Below are 19,159 nucleotides of genomic sequence, written 5' to 3'. Positions count from 1 at the left end.
AGTGGGCAGGCTATACGCGGCCTGCGTTGATGAACTGAAGGACGCCCTCGGGCATATCTGGCGAGGAGAGTAGGGCACTACTTCCCTCCCATTCCTTGAGTCCGTTGTGGATGTATATGATCTTATCGCCGATAGCACGCACGGAGTTCATATCGTGCGTATTGACGATGGTCGTGATATTGTACTCTTTCGTGAGCTCGTAGATGAGCTGGTCGATGACCGTAGAGGTCTTGGGGTCAAGACCGGAGTTCGGCTCGTCGCAGAAGAGGTATTTCGGATTGAGTGCCAGAGCGCGGGCGATGGCGGTACGCTTCATCATCCCACCGCTGATCTCGGCGGGATACTTCTTTGCGGCTTCGGCCAGGCCGACACGCTCCAGTAGCTCCATCGCACGGCGGTAGGACTTGTCGTAGCTGTCGGAGGAGAACATCTCCATAGGGAAGAGGACATTCTCCACGACCGTCATGCTGTCGAAGAGGGCTGAGCCCTGGAAGAGCATCCCCATCTCACGACGCAGACGCAGCAGCTCGGGCTTGGTCATCTTGATGAGGTCACGGCCGTCATAGAGGACTTCGCCCTGGTCGGGACGGATGAGGCCGATCATACACTTCACGAAGACGGACTTACCAGCACCGCTTCGGCCGATGACGAGGTTCGTCTTCCCCGTCTCGAAGGTGGCGTCGATACCCTTGATGACCTCCTTGTCCTCGAAGCGCTTGGCGAGCGACTTGACTTGTATCATAGTACGGAAGGGCTTAGGTGAGGAGGATATTGGTGAGCAGGAGGTCCCAGAAGAGGATGAGGACGCTGCTATTGACGACGGCGCGCGTACTCGAGGCGCCTACCTGCAGTGCCCCGCCCTTCACGCAGTAGCCGTAGTAGGAGGCTACCGAGGAGATGATGAAGGCATAGACTACCGACTTGATGATCGAGTAGCCGACGTAGGAGGGCGTGAAGAAGAGCTGGAGCCCGTAGACGAAGTCCTTGTGCGTCATCGAGAGCGCCAGGTCACAGGCGATATACCCCCCGACGATACCCGTGACCATGGAGAAGACCGAGAGCACGGGGATGAAGGCCATGAAGCCTACGATCTTGGGTAGGATAAGGAAGTTCGCAGAGTTGACCCCCATGATTTCCATCGCGTCGATCTGCTCGGTGACGCGCATAGTACCTAGCTCTGAGGCGACGCTCGAGCCGACTTTACCCGACAAGATGAGACACATAACCGTCGAGGAGAACTCAAGGATCATGATCTCACGCGTGGAGTAGCCGATGGTGAAGCGTGGGATAAGGGGGTTCGTCATATTGATCGACAGCTGGATCGTGATCACCGCACCGATGAAGAGCGAGATGATGAAGACGATCCAGAGAGAGCCGACCCCGAGACTGTACATCTCTCGGATGACGGAGCGGAAGAACATCCGCCAGCGCATGGGCAGCGTGAAGACGCGTCCCATGAGCTGTGTATACTCGCCTACCTCGGCGAGGGTCTTAAATTCCATTGAGTATCTACTTGGAGGGCGTGGGCTTACTTAGCGGAGGTCGACGACTTCGCAGCCTGGGTAGCTCTTCGCCGAGAGGGTGAAGAAGCTCGCGGCATAGGCTGTGCGAGGGCTGACCTTCGCGACACGGGCGGTCAAGACGCTCTTGTCCTTAGCCGTGAAGACCAGCTGCGTGGGGATCCCATTGCTCGTCTGGAAGGTCGTCACGACACGGGAGATATTGCTCTTCTGCTGTGGGGTGAAGGCCACGACAGCAGTAGCACCTACCTTCCCCTCGAGCTGGCTTGCAAAGCCCTGAGCGCGTGAGCGAAGGAAGTAGAGCGGGTTGATCTGCAGGAGCTCGTCCTGCGAGGGCTTGGATATGGTGAGGGTATGCTCAGCACTATCGTAGTAGGTGAGCGTCCCAGCGGTGTAGACCGCCGTGATCGTCCCGTACTCGAGGCGGAAGGCATCACCCTGGAGGTGCATCTTACCCGTCGTCGAACCAGCGCTGCGTCCAGCCTTGTCCTGGAGCTGCGTAGAGAAGTCTACCACGGTAGCCCCAGTGCGGTAGAGGCTGGCCTCAGCACGCTCAAGTAGGCTCTGTGGAGTGACGGAAGAAGTAGGGGCTGCGGGGGTAGCCTTGCGCTGTGCTATGGCTCCCATGCAGAGCAGGGCAGCGGCACTCAGCGTCATGATGATACGTCGCATAATCATAGCTCAAAGTTATAAAGTAATGATAAAACGGCCCATTCCCCTTGGGCTTAGCTTAGCTTCTGCAGCAGTTGCTCGAGGGTCGCTTGGTCCTTGATGTAGACCTCGCGGGGCTTACTGCCCTCCTGTACGCCGACGATGCCGGCGCCCTCGAGTTGGTCCATGAGACGGCCAGCGCGGTTGTATCCGATGTTGAACTTACGCTGGATATTCGACGTCGAGCCCACCTGTGTCTGTACGACCATGCGGGCGACCTCGTCGAAGAGGCTATCCTTCTCGTTGGGGTTGAAGCCCTTGGCCCCATTCTCCTCCCCTTCGGGGATGTATTCGGGGAGCTCGTAGGCGGAGCCGGTGCTCTCCTGCTGCGCTATATATTCAACGATAGCCTCGGTCTCGGGCGTATCCATGAAGGCACACTGCACGCGGATCATATCCTTGCCCTGATAGAAGAGCATGTCGCCTCGGCCGATGAGCTGGTTGGCTCCAGGAGAGTCAAGGACGGTGCGGGAGTCGACCATAGAGAAGACCTTGAAGGCGATACGTGCGGGGAAGTTCGCCTTGATAAGACCCGTGATGACGTCAGTCGAGGGGCGCTGTGTCGCGATGACCATGTGTATCCCTGCGGCACGTGCCTTCTGCGCCAGGCGGGCGATGGGCTGCTCGACCTCCTTGCCTACGGTCATCATCAGGTCGGCGAACTCGTCGACGATGAGCACGATGTAGGGGAGGATCTCGTGTCCGTCGATACGCTTGAGGGCACCGGAGCGGACCTGCTCGTTGTACTCTCGGATGTTGCGCACGGCGCGCCCTGCGGTCTGCAGGAGGCGGTAGCGGTTGTCCATCTCGATGCAGAGGGAGTTCAGCGTCGCCACGACCTTCGTCATGTCGGTGATGATAGCGCGCTCGGCATCGGGGAGCTTGGCGAGGAAGTGACGCTCGATCTCCTCGTAGATAGAGAACTCAAGCATCTTGGGGTCGACCATGACGAACTTCAGCTCCTCGGGGCGCTTGCTGTAGAGGAGCGAGGTGATGAGGGCATTCAGCCCGACGCTCTTCCCCTGACCTGTAGCCCCTGCGATGAGCAGGTGGGGCATCTTAGTTAGGTCAAAGATGAAGGGCTCGTTCGTGATCGTCTTGCCGATACCGATGGGGAGCTCCATCTTCTCCTGCTGCTCACGGTACTTGCGTGAGGCGAGGATGGAGCGCATGGATACGGTCTGTGGGGTGGAGTTCGGCACCTCGATACCGATCGTGCCAAGGCCTGGCATGGGGGCGATGATACGTACGCCCTCGCTCTTGAGGCTCATGGCGATGTCGTCCTCCATCGTCTTGATGCGGGAGACCTTGATACCCGACTCGGGGATGACCTCGTAGAGCGTCACGGTGGGGCCAACGGTGGCCTTGCAGGGCGTGACGTTCATCTTGAAGCTGGCGAGCGTGTCGATGATCTTCTGCTTGTTGTACTCGATCTCCTCCATGTCGATGCCCGTGCCGCCCTGCTCGTAGTCCCGCAGGAGGTCGATGGTGGGCTTGCGATAGAGGGCGAGCTGTATGCCAGGAGCCAAGGGCTCGGGGGCGGTGCGGTCACCGTCCTCGACGAGATCATCCTTTGGCGCTTCCTCGACGATCATCTCGGGGACGTCCGAAGGCTCGCTGGTCGTCGTGCGGCTGAAGGATGTCGCACTTGGGGCTGCTTCTGCGGTGTGCGCAGTCGTAGCCGTTGTGGTCGTCGGAGGCGTATGCACTACGTAGGGCGTAGGGTCTTCCTCCTGCACGTCCATATCCTCGTCATCGGTGGGCATAGGAGGCTCGTCACGCCAAGCATCTTCATCCTGGCTGTAGCTCTCGTCCTCCTCTTCGCTCTGGGGCTCTTCGCCCTTCTTCTTGCGAGAGAAGAGGCGCGAGAAGAAGCCACCCACCTGGGGGCGTGGGACGGAGACGTGGGGTACCTTCGGCACCTTAGGATTCTGTATGGCGCTGAGCACGCGGCTACTGCACGTCACTGCGAAGATGAGTAGCGTGAAGGCCAACACGCCGAGGAGACCAGCGATGCCGATGCCTCTATATATATAGGTAAAGAGCTCCTCACCGCGCAGACCACCCCAGCGCAGGAAGCTATCCGAGGGGAAGAGCGACTGCAGGCCTGCTGCTGCTACGGAGACCCAGAGCAGGAGGAAGCCATTGATGAGGAAGTTCGTGATGTAGCGGTAGGGCGCGATACGGGGGCGCCAGATGAGGTGGGCAAAGAGGTAGACGACGTAGGAGAGCGCGAAGACAATCCCCCAGCCGAAGAGCTGGTTGAAGAGGTAGTCCGCGAGACGGGCCCCAGGCAGGCCTAAGATGTTCTTGGCTTCGCGCCCCAGCTCAGCGGCAGCCTCGCCATCTCGAGCGGCATAGATGAGGCTCTGGTCACTCCCCCCAGAGAAGAGGAAGGTGATGAGTGCTAAGCAGGCGAAGAGGGAGCACGCCGCCAGCACCAGCCCAATGAGGGTGGGGATGCGGCGGTTGTCGAAGTTCACCTTCATCAGATCCTTCAGGCCACCGAAGAGCGTGGTAAGCGGAGAGGGTGCATTCCTCTTCGCTCCCCCTGCTGCAGGGCGGCGGCCACGTGGATTACTTGAAGTCTTACCTGAAGTCTTAGCCATGATGTCTTATCGCTTTGTCGCTACTCTTTGTAGCCTACAAAGTTAGCGAAAGCGAGCCATTTGCCCACATTGCTTGTTATATAGCTGTAAGGCGTCCTCCTCGCCCTACATATCACACCCTATTAATATGAACTATCTGATGACACTCCTTGCCTCAGCTCTCGGTAGCTGCGCTCTTGGCTCTCCCGACGGAGAAGTCTCTGTACTCACTCCCGAGGTCTTCATCGAGACGGCTCGTGCCGATAGTACGGCCTTCATCCTCGACGTACGTCGCCCTGGCGAATTTGCCGAAGGTCACCTCGAGGGCGCACAGCTCCTCGACTGGCTCGACCAACCTGCTTTCATCGAAGGCATCAAGCACTTCGATAAGAAGCGTACCTATTACCTCTACTGCCGTAGCGGGAAGCGAAGCAATGCAGCTGCTACCTATATGCAGGCCGAGGGTTTCCGTGTGCGCGATATGGAGGGCGGCTATATGCGCTGGACGGCTGAGGGTCGCCCCGTAGTCAAGTAAGCCCACCTCTTCCCTACTCCTTAATTCATCACTGCACCCTCTCGTGGTGCCTAATGACCCGATAATAAGACAATGATCAAGATCTATGGAATGGAATCCTGCCCCGACTGCACGTACGTCTGGGATCAGGTCCAGGGCGATGCCCGCTACGAAGTGATAGACTTCGGACTCGATATCCGCCAGCTCAAGGCGTTCCTCAAGCTCCGTGACAATGACCCTGCTTTCGCTGCTGCCAAGGCACGCGGTGCGGCTGGTATTCCCTGCTTCGTACTCGAGGATGGGCGTGTGACGCTTTCCCCAGAGGATGCCGGCCTGCGCTCACGTCCTGCCGAGGGTGCTGCTTGCAGTATCGACGGCTCGGGCTGCTAAGCGCATAGCTCCGCCTTTATAGTCCCCATTTACGCCACGGGGCTGCCTTCTCACGCTGGAGAAGGTAGCCCCGTGGCGCTTTGTGTCGTGTGGAGGGCTAAGGTGTGGCACGCACCTCGAAGGCGGTACGGCGGTTCAGCTGGTCGCATACGGCCTGTTCTTCGGGTGAGCTGAGGCTGGCGATGAAGTCGGGGGTGAGCACCGTACCCACGGCGAGGAAGGGGTGCACGGCTGCAGTGCGCTTCGTGACGGTGTAGGGCTCATCGCTCCCGCGTCCCATAGCCTCCAGCCGCTCGGGGGCGATGCCTCGGCCGATGAGATAGCGGACGACGGACTCAGCTCGCTGCTGGGAGAGGCGGGCATTGTAGCTTGCTGTACCTCGTCGGTCGGTGTGGGCGGTGAGGCGGATCTTCACCTCGGGGTTGTCGGTGAGCATCTGGTAGAGGGTCTCCAGGGCGGGTGTGCTCTCAGGGAGTAGGTCGGCACGGTCGAAGGCATAGTACACCTCACGCAGGGCCTCGGGGCGCACGCGGGAGGAGAGGAAGAATTCTACCGTGTACTCCTCGCTGAGCGCCTGCTGGGGATCGGTGCGCAGGCGGACGAACTGATTGAGGTAGTCCCGGCTGCTCGCCAGCAGGATGTACTCCGTGTCGGGCGCTACCGTGAGGCGGAAGGCCCCCTCGCTGTCGGTCGTGACGAGCCGCTCTGTGCCGTCGGGGCGACGCCCGACGATGCGCACCGTCGCTCCACGGATGGGCTCCTCCTCGCGGTCGAGGACGTAGCCGGTGATCGTCGTGGTCATCTGACGGCGACGGAACTCATACAGATGCGGCAGGCCACGCGCATCATCGCGTGAGGAGGCGAAAAGCCCCGCCTCGGCCAGGGGCTCCGCACTCGGCCAAGCCTGTGGCGCTGGGGTGGGAGCGAAGGTCAGTTCGTCGGCCTCACTATTGATCGGGGAGGGAAGGTGCAGGAGGGTGGTGCGCCCATCGCTATGAAGTGTCGCTTGGTAGATATCCAGCCCGCCAAAGCCCCCCGCACGGTCGGAGGCGAAGTAAAGCGTACTGTCGCTCGTGGCGTAGGGGAAGAGTTCGTCGGCTGTGCTACTCACTCCCGTGATAGGTACGGGAGCACCGAGGGCATCGCCATAGAGATCGACGTAGTAGAGCTCCTTGTCTTGGCGGGCTTTGTCGGGCGCTTCGCTGACGAAGAAGAGGCGTGCGCCCGAGGGACTGACTGCGGGGTGCGCTGTGAGGCGTGTGCTATCGGCGAAGAGCCGAAGGGGACCGCTGGGCTGCCAGCGGCCACGTTCGTCGGGCGTGGCGACCCAGATCTGAGGCGTATTGCGCTCCCCTTGGTGCTGGGGAGCGTAGGTATAGTAGAGCCGTCGTCCGTCGGGGCTTAGGCTCGGTGTGCCAAGCTCAGCCGTCGCTTCGGCAAGACCCTGCAGGCTGTCGGGGGCACTGAGCCACGTGCCATCGGCCTGCTGGCCGAGACGGTAGAGACGCCCGAGGGGCTCACCCGTCACGGGGGATATGCTCTTGGAGAGGACTGTCGGACGGTGGCTCCCGAAGAGGAGCGTTCGCCCGTCGGGGGTGAAGCTTACCCCGAACTCACTCCGCGTGGAGCGGAGATGATCGAAGCGCTCCACCTCATACAGCCCTTGTGGAGAGCTGTCTTCTGCTTGGAGCACTTCTGTGGATAAGGTCGTGTATAGCTTGCTTTTTCGCAGTAGACTGTCGGGGAGGTGCAGGCGTCGAGCGCGCTGCAGTAGGGCCCTTGCCGTGGAATAGCGTCTACCTCGATAGGCGGCCTCGGCAGCACGTAGGCTGTAGAGCGCACGGCGCTGTCGCTCTTTTGTCGGAGTGCTCTTATAGAGCTCCTTATAGAGTCGCTCTGCCTCGTAGTGGGCTCCCACGCGCTCTGCTTCCCGAGCTCGTGAGAGGAGGCGCCCAGCACAAGAGCTGAGGGCGAGGAGGAGGGCTAAGGGGAAAAGACGAAGGAGGCGACGAGACGTCCGAAGCATGGCGCAGAGCGGTGCTAAGGGATGTGGATAAGCTTGTGCATCTGTAGGCTGAGTTGCCATTCGGGATGCTCGAGGATGTAGGAGACACAGAGCTCGATGGCCGCCTTGTCCGCCTCACTCTGCGTCTCGCCGACGAAGATGGGGCTTAGGAGATAGGCGCCAGCGGGGGGCAGCTCGCTCACCGCTGGCGGTAGGTCAGCAGGGCTTCCTACGGGGAAGCGGAATTCGCCCACGCCGTCGGGGAAGTTGCGGTGCAGGAGCTGCATCGCCTCTTTCTTCGGGCTGCAGGTGATGTAGTCCAGCCCAGCGGGGGGGCGTCGCGTGCCGTTGGTCTCGATGGACTGGTGGTAGCCGAGGGCCTTGAAGTAAGCCACCGTCTCCTCGGTGAGCTGGAGTGTGGGCTCACCACCCGTCCAGATGATACGGCGCCCAGGGTAGGGGGCGATGGCGTCGCGAAGCTCCTCGATGGTCATCTCAGTGCCCGAGTCAAACTCCGTGTCGCAGAAGCTGCAGCGGAGGTTGCATCGGCTCAGGCGGATGAAGATCGAGGCCTTGCCCATGTGCACACCTTCGCCCTGCAGGCTGTAAAATATTTCGTTGATCAACATGAATGTCGTTGGGATAATCTGCGTGCAAAGATACGACGACTCGCGTAGCTCCCCCGAGATAAGGCGAGGAACACCCCTCACTGGCCCCTCGTCCTGCACGGGGATTTTCCTTATCCAGCGGAAGGAAAAGTGGTATTCCCGTGCGGGGAAAAGCCCCCTCTTGTAGTGCTTTCCTTCTGTCCACGCACGTGGTCTTAAAGACTACATACGTAAATCCAAACGACTACGCACGTAGTCATTAGATCCACGTACGTAGATCGAACTTATCAGCTATTCGTTCGCGCCTTTTATTCGCACTCATCGGAAGTTACTCCACAACTGATCCCAGCTTTTCTCTCCGAAGAAGCGAGCCCCATAGAGGTACGGAGTGCAGGAGTGCTTTTTCAGGCATTTGACCCCATCCCCACTATTAGGTATTCTGCTTGTCTGTATATAGCGGGGTATGTCATTAGCGTTTAGCTTCTTGAGAAAAGATGACTCGGTGAGTGGCTCTCCCCAGAGGAGTGTACAGTGAAATAAGCTCCAGGTCATTTCGTACCTTTGCTCCCTCCCGAGAGCACGCGGGGCGCTTGCCTCGCCTTTCCTGTGGGAGCACATTCTCTAACCTATAATTAACAAAGCAGTATGTATATCAAGCAGTGGGCAGCAGCCCTTCTCCTCGGTGCTATCGTCCTCGGCACGGCTTCGTGCGCTAAGGACGAACCCAAGAAGCCTGAGACGAGCGTCGCTATCGAAGACCTTGCAGGTACGTGGAACCTCGGTGGGGTCACTTTCTCCCCCGCGACTGTCAGCGTTGACGGCACCGAGTACAAGGTCGCAGACCATATCTTCAAGGCCTTCATCTTCAATGGGCTGAGCGTAGCTCCCTCTAAGGTCAAGATCGAAGGCGAAAAGGCTACCCTCATCTCTGTCGTTGACGGCGTAGAGAAGACCTTCGACGTCACGGTGAAGGAGGGCAAGCTCTCCTTCCAGACCTTCCCCTTCGGTAGTGTCGTGCGCGAAGGCAACCAGCTCAAGCTGCAGATCGCTGTCGCGAATGACCTCCTGAAGCAGATGCCTCTGAGCCACTTTGCTAAGACCGAAGCAGGGATCATCCTCAAGGCAATCGCAGATCAGGGACTCGATCTGAAGATCACGGCTACGGGGACGAAGTAGTCCGCTTCTTCCTCCACATCTAACTACACATCACGGCCACCGCTCCAGCTTCCGCTGGGGTGGTGGCCGTGATGCGCTTAGGAGGAGCGTGCTTGGTATAGTCACTGCTATTTCATACCTTCGCTCTGTCCTGAGTGCGAGTGGGGTGCTTGCCATATTCGCTCTTCGGGAATACATGATTTTAACCTATCTAATGAATAAGTCGTATGAATATCAAGCAGTGGGCAGTCGCCCTTCTCTTCGGTAGTCTCGTCCTCGGCGCGGCTTCGTGCTCTAAGGACGACCCCAATGGACCTAAGTCGAGTGTCGCTATTAAGTATCTGGAGGGGTCGTGGGATCTTGGTAAGCTGACGATCTCCCCCGAGACCATCACCATCGAGGGCAAGGAGTATAAGGTAGCAGACCACATCTTCAAGACTTTCCTTTTTACTGGGCTGGGTTGGGAGCCTCGATTTATCCTGATCAAGGGCGAGACGGCTGAGCTTCGCGCCGTTGGCTATTGCGTTCAACATAGCATGAAGCTTGCTCTGAAGGAAGGTAAACTCTCCGTACATAACCTCCCCATCGGGAGTGTTGTCCGTGAGGGTAAGTTACTCAAGCTGGAGATCGCCATCACAAATGCCCTCTTGAAGCAGATGCCCTCAGAGCACCTAACTCAGGGTGAGAGTGGCTTTATCCTCAAGGCACTTGCCGATCAAGGCTTGGATCTGAAGATCACGGCTACGGGTACGAAGTAGTTCGCTCCTCCACGCCACATCGCGCGATATAGCACGGCCACTGCTCCAGCTCCCGCTGGGGTGGTAGCCGTGTGTGATTATTTGATACCTTTACGGAGTGCTATAGCCTGAGGGATATCCTCGTCGGGCTATCGGTATGTTCGCTCACACCCCGAGCGCGTGCAGGATGCTTGCCTTACCCGCTCTTTAGGAACGCATAATTTTAACCTATCTAATGTATAAGTCGTATGAATGTCAAGCAGTGGGCAGTAGCCCTTCTCTTCGGTAGTCTCGTCCTCGGCGCGGCTTCGTGCTCTAAGGACGACCCCAATGGACCTAAGTCAAGTGTCGCTATTAAGTATCTGGAGGGTTCGTGGGATCTTGGTGAGCCGACGATTTCCCCCGAGACCATCACCATCGAGGGCAAGGAGTATAAGGTAGCAGACCACATCTTCAAGAGTGCTCTCTTTACTAATCTGGTTTTTGAGCCCAGGTTTGTCTATATCAAAGGCAAGACGGCTGTGCTTACCACTGGAGCTTTATGTGTTAATACGAAGTTGACGCTTGCGCTGAAGGATGGTAAACTCTCTGCTCATAACCTCCCCTTCGGGAGTGTCGTCCGCGAAGGTAACCAGCTCCATATGGAGATCTCCATCACGAATACCCTCTTCAAGCAGATGCCTTCAGACCTCCTAACTCAGGGTGAAGGTGCCTTCGTCCTCAAGGCAATCGCAGACCAGGGACTCGATCTGAAGATTACGGCTACGGGTACAAAGTAGTCCGCTTCTCCCCGCCACATCGCACGATATAGCACGGCCACCGCTCCAGCTCCCGCTGGGGTGGTGGCCGTGCTACGCTTAGGTGGGGAACATAGTTACCGCTATTTCGTACATTTGCTCTCTCCCAAGATGATGGACGCTTGTCTTACTCTACGTCGGGAGTATAACTATAATTAACAAGTGGTATGTGTATCAAGCAGTGGGCAGTAGCTCTTCTCTTTGGTAGTCTCGTTCTTGGCACAACCTCATGTGCTAAAGAAGAGCCCCAAGAGCCTTTACCATGTGTCTTCCCCGACATCCTCGCTGGTGTGTGGAATCTCAGTGACGTAACGGTCTCCCCTGAGACAATTACCGTTGGCGGCACTGAGTACAAGGTCGCAGATCACATCTTCAAGGCTTCTATCTTTAATGGGCTGACTGTAGCTCCCTCAAAGCTCAAGATCGTGGGTGAGACTACAGGCGAAAAGGCAACCCTCATCTCTGTCGTCGACGGCGTAGAGAAGACCTTTGAGGTCGCTCTAAAGGATGGCAAGCTCTCCGTGCATAACTTCCCCTTCGGCAGTGTCGCTCGCAAAGACGGCCAGCTCAAGCTGGAGATTGCTGTCGCTAATAACCTTCTGGATCAGATGCCCCCGAGCCACTTTGCTAATAGCGAAGCAGGTATCATCCTCAAGGCACTTGCCGATCAAGGATTGGATCTGAAGATCACGGCTACGGGTACGAAGTAGTCCGCTTCTCTCCGCCACATCGCGCGATATAGTACGGCCACCGCTCCAGCTCCCGCTGGGGTGGTGGCCGTCGTGTGCTTAGGTGGGGCACTGCTCACCCTCCCGATGCCCGTGCTGTAAATAAGAGTGGAGGGCGTGAAAAATTCATGAAGATTCTGCTCTATATTGAGTACCTTTGCAAGACATTATAGCCCAATGAGTATCGTACAAGCAGTAGACTATCACGTCCCCGTCATGCTCGAGGAGTGCCTCGAGGGGATGAACCTCCAGCCCACAGGCCATTATGTCGACGTCACCTTCGGTGGAGGGGGGCACTCACGTGCTATACTCGACCGCCTCTCCGACGGCGGGCATCTCTACTCCTTCGACCAAGATCCCGATGCTGCGGCACGAGCCGAGGAGACCGAGCGCTTCACGTTCGTCGCCTCGAACTTCCGCCATCTCGAGCGCTTTATGGACTACTATGAGGAGCTGGGGCAGGTGGATGCGCTCTTGGCTGACCTCGGTGTCTCCTCCCATCACTTCGATGATATGGAGCGTGGCTTTAGCTTCCGTGACGAGACACCCCTGCTGGATATGCGCATGAATAACCGCGCAGGCCGCTCAGCGCGTGACCTCCTGAACGAGTATGACGAAGCCGCTCTTGCCGATATCCTCTACCGCTATGGCGAGCTGAAGCAGAGCCGCAAGATCGCCCAGCGTATCGTGCAGGCCCGAGCAACGGCTCCTCTGCAGACCGTCGGGGATCTCATCGCCGTCGTCCGCCCCTTGGTGCGTCCCGACCAAGAGAAGAAGCAGCTCTCCTGCATCTTCCAGGCCCTGCGTATCGAGGTCAATGGCGAGCTGACGGCTCTCGAAGAGCTCCTCGAAGCTACGAAGCGCGTCCTGCGCCCCGGCGGACGTCTCGTGGTGATGACCTATCACTCCCTCGAGGATCGCATCGTCAAGAACTTCCTCCGTCAGGGTGATGACTCGGCTGATGCCCGTATCTACGGCTCTTCGGCTTCGGCTTGGCGTCTGGTGACGCGCAAGCCCATCACGCCTTCTGCCGAGGAGATCGCCCGCAATCCTCGTGCTCGCAGTGCTAAGCTGCGTATCGCCGAGCTTCTCTGATCCCTCCCAATACCTCTACCCTTACCGATGACTCCAGACGAATATATCCCCTCCGACGAGAGCCGCCACTACGAAGCGGATACCCCACATGAGCCCCACTATACCGATGCCCATGAGGGCGAAGAGGATCGCGAGCGCGGCCTCATTGAGTGGATCGAGAATGACCTGTGGGGCTTGCCCGGCCTTCGGAATAATATTCGCTTCATCGCCTACTGTCTCTTCCTCGTGGGGGTGATGATCGCATGGCCCTATATCTATCAGGGCAGCTTGCGTGAGATCACTTCGCTGGAGAAGAAGCTGGAGGATATCCGCTACAAGGCCCTCTTCACCTCGGCGGCACTCATCGAGTATGAGCGTATCAACAACATCACGACCAAGGTCGACCAGTACCAGCTCCAGCTCGTACCCGCTACCCAGCCCCCTTATCTCCTCGTCGACTCGGGCCAGTATCCTACGCCCAAGCCTCACTAACCCCACGTATATCCCCCTTCCTACGACTGAGATTCGTCAATGAACCTGCGTACAATCACCGCTAAGCTCAAGGCCTTCGTCGCGGCGGCTAAGGCCCTCGCCCGTGGACTCTTCTTCAAGTCCCAGCGTGGTGTCGAGTGGCACCGCCTCACCCACGACCGCTATCCCTGGGTCGTGGCTTTTATCTCGCTGGCGATGGTCCTCGTGATGCTCCGCATTGTCTTCTTCATCCTCAGTCCCGACGGCAAGCGCTATGCGGAGATGGCCTCTAAGGTCAACCCCCCACGCTACAGCGCTGTCGAGCCTATGCGTGGCTCGATCTACGCCCGTGATGGGCGCCCTGTCGCCGTCACCTCCCCTGTCTATCGCCTCTTCTTTGACTTCGGGCACGAAGCCCTCGAGCCGCTGCGTCAGCCCCTCCCTCCGAAGGATGGCGATAGCAAGCAGCAGGCCAAGCGCGAGCAGATCCTCAAGCTCCGCGCCGAATACGAGGCAGGCCTTGACTCGCTGGCCGAGCTGATGGCCAATACCTTCGACCTCTCGGCCCGCAAGCTCACTAAGGCCAAGCTCAAGGCACGCTGGAAGCAAGGCTTCGACACCAAGTCCCGCCACTGCGCGGTCTATCCTGCCGACGTACCCTACGTCCAGTACCGCGCCTTCGAGCAGGCAGAGCCCTTCGTCATCCATAAGACGGGCCCCAATAGGTATAAGAAGCGCCTCTTCAGCAAGCTCATCTATACGGAGAATGAGAGCCGTCGTGTCTATCCCTTCGGTTCGCTGGCTTACCGCACCATCGGGCATATCTACGACCGTACCGAAGGCGGGCTGACGAAGGCACGCTTCGGTCTCGAGCTTCGCTACAACGATCTCCTCCGTGGGGAGCTCGGTGAGAAGCTCTCTTTCTACAACATGGGTCGCTATGAGCAGACCATCAGCAAGCCCCCCGTCGACGGGGCAAGCGTCTACACGACCCTCGACATGAATATCCAGAGCATCGTGGAGAGCAACCTCCGCGAGCAGCTCTCCTACCTTGAGGCGGAGAGCGGTACCGTCGTCCTGATGGAGGTCAAGACGGGTAAGGTCGTCTCGATCTCCAACCTCCAGCGCACCGCCCCTGGCGTCTACCACGAGACGGTGAATATGGCCGTATCGGATATGAGTGAGCCAGGCTCTACCTTCAAGGTCGCCTCGATGATGGTCGCCCTCGATGACGGGGTCGTCCATCCCAATGATACCATCGACGTAGGCAACGGCCTCTGGAAGTACGGCGGTAAGGTCATACGTGACCACAATGCCCACCACGGTGGCTATGGTCGTCTCTCTGTCGCGCAGACCATCATCAAGTCCAGTAATGTCGGTGTGGCGAAGATCATCACCCGTGCCTATGAGTCGCGCCCCGATGACTACGTGCAGAAGATCCGTAACCTCGGCTTCGGCGAAGACCTCAAGCTCGAGATCGACGGCTACGAGAAGGCACGCATCCGTAAGCGCTCCGACAACCCCGACCGCTGGTACAATACCACCCTTGGCTGGATGTCCTACGGCTATGAGACGCAGGTGCCTCCTATCTATACGCTGGCCTTCTTCAATGCGATCGCTAATGGTGGTCGCTATATGCGCCCTTACTTCGTCTCCGAGATCCGCAGACAGGATCAGGTCATCAAGACCTTTGAGCCGACGGTCGTGCGTGAGCAGATCTGTAAGCCCGAGACGCTGACGGCGATCCAAGAGATGCTGCGCCGTGTCGTCACCGAGGGTACGGGAAAGAAGGCGCGCTCGCCCTTCGTCGCTATCAGCGGGAAGAGCGGTACGGCACAGCTCGCCTCGGGGCATGGTGGCTACCGCGACTCCACAGGGCACGTACGCCACCAGGTATCCTTCTGTGCGTACTTCCCCTCCGAGGCGCCTAAGTACTCCTGTATCGCAGTCATCCGCAGACCCTCGAGCCAGTTCAGCGCTGGTGGGGGCGTGATGGCAGCTCCTATCATCCGTAAGATCGCCGAGAGCCTCTTGGCACTCGAGGATCCTATCCCTCTGGATTCGCTCCGTCGCTCATCCTCTCCCAAGGCGTATACGAAGGAGATCGCCGCAGGCCGTGCTTCGGCACTCCTCTCGGTGATGGCGCAGCTCGGTATGCCCACGCCTCGTATGCCGAAGGACGCTGGGCTCTTCATCGCCGTCGATACGACACTACATGCTCGCTCCCTACCCGCTACGAATGGCCGTGTGCCTGCCGTCGTCGGTATGAGTGCGATGGATGCCGTCTACCTCCTGCGTAAGATGGGCTACAACCCTCGCCTGCGTGGTGCAGGCAACGTCATCGGGCAGTCCATACCGGCAGGCTCGCCAGCCGCAGCCGGCACCGAGGTTGTCCTGGAGCTCGGCTTCGCCTCCTAAGGCGCACGGCTCCTCCCTTCTCCCTTTCCCCTCATCAGCGTATATAAATTCCGTATACAATGACACTGAGCACCCTCCTCCAAGGCATTGCCTATACCTCACCCTCCGACCCCGCACTCATCGCAGGCTGTGAGATCACCCATATCACCGAAGACTCCCGCGCCGTGAAGCCTGGGACGCTCTTCGTCGCCCTGCGTGGTGTCCATGCCGATGGGCATCGCTTCGTCCCCGCCGCTATCGAGGCGGGTGCACGTGCCGTCCTCGTCGAAACGCTCCCCGAGGAGCAGCGTGCGGACGTCGCTTATATCGTCGTCAGCTCTACGGCTGAGGCGCTCGGGCTCACCAGCTCGGCACTCCACGGCCACCCCTCTCAGGCGATGCAAGTCGTCGGGGTCACGGGGACGAATGGCAAGACGACCATCGCCACGCTCCTCTTCCGCCTCTTCCGTGCGGCGGGCTATCGCTGTGGCCTCTTGAGTACGGTGTGCAACTACATTGAGGACGAAGCCGTCCCCGCTACGCACACCACGCCCTCGGCACCCGAGCTGCAGGCGCTCCTTGCGCGTATGCAGGCCGCGGGCTGTACACACGTCTTCATGGAGGTTAGCTCCCACGCTATGGCGCAGCATCGTGCCGCTGGGGTGCACTTCCGTGGCGGTATCTTCACGAACCTCACGCGCGACCACCTCGACTATCACGGCACGGTGCAGGAATACCTCCGTGCTAAGAAGAGCTTCTTCGATGGGCTCGACAAGGATGCCTTTGCGCTGACGAATGCCGATGACAAGAACGGTGCCGTGATGCTGCAGAATACCCGGGCACATAAGTACAGCTACGCCCTGCGCGCCGCTGCTGACTACCGCGCGGAGATCCTCGAGCTCTATCCCTACGGCACGCAGCTACGTATCGCAGGTGTCGAGGTGCTGGTGCGACTCGTCGGCGAATTCAATGTCTACAACCTCCTCGCCGTATATGCGGCAGCGACTCTTCTCGGTATGTCGAAGGAAGAGGTCCTGCGCCGCCTGAGCGAGCTCACCGCTGTCGACGGGCGCTTCCAGAGCTTCATCTCTGAGAAGCGTGGCTATATCGCTGTCGTCGACTATGCGCATACGCCCGATGCCCTCGTCAATGTGCTGGAGACGCTCTCGAGTCTTCGCTCAAAGGGTGCGAAGATCATCTGCGTCGTCGGCTGTGGTGGCGACCGTGACCGCGGTAAGCGCCCTATTATGGCGCACGAGGCTGCAGTCCGTGCTGACCGCCTCATCCTCACCTCCGACAATCCCCGCAGCGAAGATCCCGTAGCGATCATCGAGGAGATGCGCGCTGGCCTGAGCCCCGAAGAGCTGAGCCGCACGCTCTCTATTACCGACCGTGCCGAGGCTATTCGCACGGCTACGATGCTGGCCTCAGCAGGCGACCTGATCCTCATCGCAGGCAAGGGCCACGAGACTTATCAGGAGATCGCAGGTGTGCGTCATCACTTCGATGACCGCGAGATCATCCTCGAGCAGTTCGCTCACGAAGCTTAGTATTTCACTCTACACACGATTATGATTTATCACCTTTTTGAGTACTTGACCCGTCAGGGTATTGCCTTACCTTTCTCACGTCTCTTCACCTACGTCTCCTTCCGTGTGGGCTTAGCGCTCATCGTGGCGCTCCTGATCAGCACGATCTGGGGGAGCAAGGTCATTGACTTCCTCCGTCGCAAGCAGATCGGCGAGCTGGTACGTGACCTCGGTCTCGAAGGCGAGCAGACGAAGAAGGGCACCCCCACGATGGGTGGTGTCATCATCATCATGGCGATCCTCGTGCCTACGCTCCTCTTTGCGCGACTGGACAATATCTACGTCATCCTGATGATCGTCACGACGCTCTTGATGGGCCTTCTGGGCTTTGTCGATGACTATATCAAGGTATTCAAGAAGGATAAGAACGGGCTCAAGGAGCACTACAAGATCATCGGGCAGGTCTTCCTCGGCCTCATCGTCGGGGTGACGCTCTACCTCAGCCCTTCGGTCGTCATCAAGCGCAATAGTGAGATCGTCCGTGAGGGCGGTGTGCGTGAGATTCGCTTCGAGACCACAGATACCAAGAGCCTCGAGACCTCTATCCCCTTCCTCAAGGCGAATAACCTCGATTACTCTGAGATCCTTCCCATTTCTGATCCAGGGGTGAAGAAGATCGTCGGGGTGACCATCTTCATCATGATGACGGTCGTCGTCGTCATGCTCCTCTCCAATGGTGTGAACCTCACCGACGGCGTCGATGGCTTGGCCTCGGGTTCGTCGGCTATTGTCGGCGTGGTGCTGGGGGTCTTTGCCTACGTCTCCTCGCACCACGATATGGCGGGCTATCTGAATACGATGTTTATCCCAGGGGCAGAAGAGTTGGTTATCTTCGCCGCTACGCTCGTCGGGGCGACGGCTGGCTTCCTCTGGTACAACTCCTATCCCGCACAGGTCTTTATGGGCGACACAGGTAGTCTGGCGCTCGGTGGTATCATCGGGGTCTTCGCTATCCTCATTCGTAAGGAGCTTCTGCTGCCTATCCTCTGCGGTATCTTCATCGCTGAATTTACCTCTTCCTTCATCCAGCGCTTCTACTTCAAGTACACCCGTATGCGTACGGGCAAGGGCGTGCGTGTCTTCAAGATGGCGCCCCTGCACCACCACTTCCAGCTCCCTGGCGGGGCGGCTACAGAGAGTCTCTTGAAGCGTCCTATCGCTAAGATCCCCGAGGCTAAGCTGACGATGCGCTTCTGGCTCATCGGTATCCTGCTGGCTGTGGTGACTATCGTCACGCTGAAGATCCGATAATAGGAGGGCCTGCCGAGTGATCCAAATAGAAGATAAGATCGTCAGTCAAGACCTCTTCGACGTACTCTTCGTCTGTGACTACGATACGTGCAAGGGCGAGTGCTGTGTCGAAGGCGATAGCGGTGCGCCGCTGGAGGAGGGCGAAGCGGAGCAGCTTCGTCAGTGCCTGCCCCATGTGCGCCATCTGCTCTCCCCTGCAGCCCTCAAGATCATCGAGGAGCAGGGCGTCAGCTACCTTGATGAGGATGGCGACGAGGTGACCTCTATCGTGAATGGGCGTGACTGCGTCTTCACCACCTACGACGAGCAGGGACGCTGTGCCTGCGCTCTTGAGAAGGTCTATGGCGAAGGGAAGACGGACTTCATCAAGCCCATCAGCTGTCAGCTCTATCCCGTGCGCCTGACGAAGTACCCCACCTTCACGGCGGTGAACTACCATAAGTGGTCGATCTGCAAATGTGCGCTCAAGCTCGGGCGTAAGCTCCAGGTGCCCGTCTATCAGTTCCTGCGTGCGCCGCTCATACGCGCCTTTGGTGAGGAATTCTACACGCAGCTGGAGGAGGTCGCAGCCCTCTTGAAGGCTGAGCGCGAAGAGGCGGAAGTGAGCCAGAGCTAAGCCTCTAC

General features: G+C 58.7%; 18 protein-coding genes. 12 read left to right on the top strand and 6 right to left on the bottom strand.

What is annotated here, in order from left to right:
- Positions 1 to 10: 10 nt before the first annotated feature.
- From IEX77_RS06220 to IEX77_RS06205, 4 genes are read right to left on the bottom strand one after another with little or no spacing between them, the layout of a single operon-like run.
- The gene (locus tag IEX77_RS06220; RefSeq protein WP_188808171.1) at positions 11 to 742 is read right to left on the bottom strand and encodes an ABC transporter ATP-binding protein; all 732 of its coding nucleotides are present in this window, start codon (positions 740 to 742) and stop codon (positions 11 to 13) included.
- A gap of 13 nt (positions 743 to 755) precedes the next feature.
- Positions 756 to 1,502: an MlaE family ABC transporter permease gene (locus IEX77_RS06215; protein WP_009432196.1), complete on the bottom strand. Its 747-nt coding sequence runs from the start codon at positions 1,500 to 1,502 to the stop codon at positions 756 to 758.
- Positions 1,503 to 1,532: 30 nt separating this feature from the next.
- Positions 1,533 to 2,192 carry a LolA family protein gene (locus tag IEX77_RS06210; RefSeq protein WP_229770815.1) on the bottom strand — a complete coding sequence of 220 codons (660 nt, stop codon included), beginning with the start codon at positions 2,190 to 2,192 and terminating at the stop codon, positions 1,533 to 1,535.
- Between the two features lie 53 nt (positions 2,193 to 2,245).
- On the bottom strand, positions 2,246 to 4,840 hold the full coding sequence (locus tag IEX77_RS06205; protein WP_188808169.1) for an FtsK/SpoIIIE family DNA translocase: 2,595 nt from the start codon (positions 4,838 to 4,840) through the stop codon (positions 2,246 to 2,248).
- 127 nt (positions 4,841 to 4,967) lie between these two features.
- On the opposite strand from IEX77_RS06205, the gene IEX77_RS06200 reads away from it, so the two are divergent.
- Both IEX77_RS06200 and IEX77_RS06195 read left to right on the top strand, forming a co-directional pair.
- Positions 4,968 to 5,354 carry a rhodanese-like domain-containing protein gene (locus IEX77_RS06200; RefSeq protein ID WP_188808168.1) on the top strand — a complete coding sequence of 129 codons (387 nt, stop codon included), beginning with the start codon at positions 4,968 to 4,970 and terminating at the stop codon, positions 5,352 to 5,354.
- Between the two features lie 72 nt (positions 5,355 to 5,426).
- Entirely contained in the window at positions 5,427 to 5,723 is a 297-nt protein-coding gene (locus tag IEX77_RS06195) for a glutaredoxin (RefSeq protein ID WP_044123821.1), read from the top strand.
- Positions 5,724 to 5,820: 97 nt separating this feature from the next.
- On the opposite strand, the gene IEX77_RS06190 is transcribed toward IEX77_RS06195, so the two are convergent.
- On the bottom strand, positions 5,821 to 7,809 hold the full coding sequence (locus IEX77_RS06190; protein ID WP_188808167.1) for an OmpA family protein: 1,989 nt from the start codon (positions 7,807 to 7,809) through the stop codon (positions 5,821 to 5,823).
- Entirely contained in the window at positions 7,764 to 8,357 is a 594-nt protein-coding gene (locus tag IEX77_RS06185; RefSeq protein WP_188808166.1) for a 7-carboxy-7-deazaguanine synthase QueE, read from the bottom strand. The genes IEX77_RS06190 and IEX77_RS06185 overlap by 46 nt, the downstream gene beginning before the upstream one ends.
- Positions 8,358 to 8,981: 624 nt before the next feature.
- Between IEX77_RS06185 and IEX77_RS06180 the strand changes: the two genes are divergently transcribed.
- The 10 genes from IEX77_RS06180 (at position 8,982) to IEX77_RS06135 (ending at position 19,151) form a co-directional block, all read left to right on the top strand.
- Positions 8,982 to 9,512 (top strand): hypothetical protein, encoded by a 531-nt coding sequence (locus IEX77_RS06180; protein WP_188808165.1) that lies wholly within the window; start codon positions 8,982 to 8,984, stop codon positions 9,510 to 9,512.
- Between the two features lie 206 nt (positions 9,513 to 9,718).
- On the top strand, positions 9,719 to 10,249 hold the full coding sequence (locus IEX77_RS06175; protein ID WP_188808164.1) for a hypothetical protein: 531 nt from the start codon (positions 9,719 to 9,721) through the stop codon (positions 10,247 to 10,249).
- A gap of 227 nt (positions 10,250 to 10,476) precedes the next feature.
- Positions 10,477 to 11,007, top strand: a complete 531-nt coding sequence (locus IEX77_RS06170) for a hypothetical protein (RefSeq protein ID WP_188808163.1) — start codon at positions 10,477 to 10,479, stop codon at positions 11,005 to 11,007.
- A 185-nt stretch (positions 11,008 to 11,192) separates the two neighbouring features.
- Positions 11,193 to 11,735 (top strand): hypothetical protein, encoded by a 543-nt coding sequence (locus IEX77_RS06165; RefSeq protein ID WP_188808162.1) that lies wholly within the window; start codon positions 11,193 to 11,195, stop codon positions 11,733 to 11,735.
- Positions 11,736 to 11,930: 195 nt separating this feature from the next.
- On the top strand, positions 11,931 to 12,848 hold the full coding sequence (gene rsmH / locus IEX77_RS06160) for a 16S rRNA (cytosine(1402)-N(4))-methyltransferase RsmH (RefSeq protein WP_188808161.1): 918 nt from the start codon (positions 11,931 to 11,933) through the stop codon (positions 12,846 to 12,848).
- 27 nt (positions 12,849 to 12,875) lie between these two features.
- Positions 12,876 to 13,319 carry an FtsL-like putative cell division protein gene (locus tag IEX77_RS06155; RefSeq protein WP_188808160.1) on the top strand — a complete coding sequence of 148 codons (444 nt, stop codon included), beginning with the start codon at positions 12,876 to 12,878 and terminating at the stop codon, positions 13,317 to 13,319.
- A gap of 39 nt (positions 13,320 to 13,358) precedes the next feature.
- Complete coding sequence (locus tag IEX77_RS06150; RefSeq protein WP_188808159.1) at positions 13,359 to 15,716, top strand: PASTA domain-containing penicillin-binding protein; 2,358 nt, start codon at positions 13,359 to 13,361, stop codon at positions 15,714 to 15,716.
- Between the two features lie 59 nt (positions 15,717 to 15,775).
- Complete coding sequence (locus tag IEX77_RS06145; protein ID WP_188808158.1) at positions 15,776 to 17,245, top strand: UDP-N-acetylmuramoyl-L-alanyl-D-glutamate--2,6-diaminopimelate ligase; 1,470 nt, start codon at positions 15,776 to 15,778, stop codon at positions 17,243 to 17,245.
- 21 nt (positions 17,246 to 17,266) lie between these two features.
- Positions 17,267 to 18,535, top strand: a complete 1,269-nt coding sequence (gene mraY, locus IEX77_RS06140; RefSeq protein ID WP_188808157.1) for a phospho-N-acetylmuramoyl-pentapeptide-transferase — start codon at positions 17,267 to 17,269, stop codon at positions 18,533 to 18,535.
- Positions 18,536 to 18,551: 16 nt separating this feature from the next.
- Positions 18,552 to 19,151 (top strand): DUF3109 family protein, encoded by a 600-nt coding sequence (locus tag IEX77_RS06135; protein ID WP_188808156.1) that lies wholly within the window; start codon positions 18,552 to 18,554, stop codon positions 19,149 to 19,151.
- The last annotated feature ends 8 nt before the right edge of the window (positions 19,152 to 19,159 follow it).

Origin of the sequence: Porphyromonas pasteri (assembly GCF_014647755.1) — a bacterium.
In the GTDB taxonomy this organism is placed as follows: Bacteria; Bacteroidota; Bacteroidia; order Bacteroidales; family Porphyromonadaceae; genus Porphyromonas; species Porphyromonas pasteri.
This window is presented reverse-complemented; position numbering and strand designations above follow the sequence as displayed.

Excerpts from the sequence above, each read along its gene's own strand:
- IEX77_RS06150 (WP_188808159.1), top strand. The coding sequence starts at position 13,359 with ATGAACCTGCGTACAATCACCGCTAAGCTCAAGGCCTTCGTCGCGGCG.
- IEX77_RS06170 (WP_188808163.1), top strand. The coding sequence starts at position 10,477 with ATGAATGTCAAGCAGTGGGCAGTAGCCCTTCTCTTCGGTAGTCTCGTC.
- IEX77_RS06195 (WP_044123821.1), top strand. The coding sequence starts at position 5,427 with ATGATCAAGATCTATGGAATGGAATCCTGCCCCGACTGCACGTACGTC.
- rsmH (WP_188808161.1), top strand. The coding sequence starts at position 11,931 with ATGAGTATCGTACAAGCAGTAGACTATCACGTCCCCGTCATGCTCGAG.
- IEX77_RS06205 (WP_188808169.1), bottom strand. The coding sequence starts at position 4,840 with ATGGCTAAGACTTCAGGTAAGACTTCAAGTAATCCACGTGGCCGCCGC.
- IEX77_RS06180 (WP_188808165.1), top strand. The coding sequence starts at position 8,982 with ATGTATATCAAGCAGTGGGCAGCAGCCCTTCTCCTCGGTGCTATCGTC.
- IEX77_RS06145 (WP_188808158.1), top strand. The coding sequence starts at position 15,776 with ATGACACTGAGCACCCTCCTCCAAGGCATTGCCTATACCTCACCCTCC.
- IEX77_RS06155 (WP_188808160.1), top strand. The coding sequence starts at position 12,876 with ATGACTCCAGACGAATATATCCCCTCCGACGAGAGCCGCCACTACGAA.
- IEX77_RS06175 (WP_188808164.1), top strand. The coding sequence starts at position 9,719 with ATGAATATCAAGCAGTGGGCAGTCGCCCTTCTCTTCGGTAGTCTCGTC.
- IEX77_RS06215 (WP_009432196.1), bottom strand. The coding sequence starts at position 1,502 with ATGGAATTTAAGACCCTCGCCGAGGTAGGCGAGTATACACAGCTCATG.
- IEX77_RS06200 (WP_188808168.1), top strand. The coding sequence starts at position 4,968 with ATGAACTATCTGATGACACTCCTTGCCTCAGCTCTCGGTAGCTGCGCT.
- IEX77_RS06210 (WP_229770815.1), bottom strand. The coding sequence starts at position 2,192 with ATGCGACGTATCATCATGACGCTGAGTGCCGCTGCCCTGCTCTGCATG.
- IEX77_RS06165 (WP_188808162.1), top strand. The coding sequence starts at position 11,193 with ATGTGTATCAAGCAGTGGGCAGTAGCTCTTCTCTTTGGTAGTCTCGTT.
- IEX77_RS06185 (WP_188808166.1), bottom strand. The coding sequence starts at position 8,357 with ATGTTGATCAACGAAATATTTTACAGCCTGCAGGGCGAAGGTGTGCAC.
- IEX77_RS06190 (WP_188808167.1), bottom strand. The coding sequence starts at position 7,809 with ATGGCAACTCAGCCTACAGATGCACAAGCTTATCCACATCCCTTAGCA.
- IEX77_RS06220 (WP_188808171.1), bottom strand. The coding sequence starts at position 742 with ATGATACAAGTCAAGTCGCTCGCCAAGCGCTTCGAGGACAAGGAGGTC.
- mraY (WP_188808157.1), top strand. The coding sequence starts at position 17,267 with ATGATTTATCACCTTTTTGAGTACTTGACCCGTCAGGGTATTGCCTTA.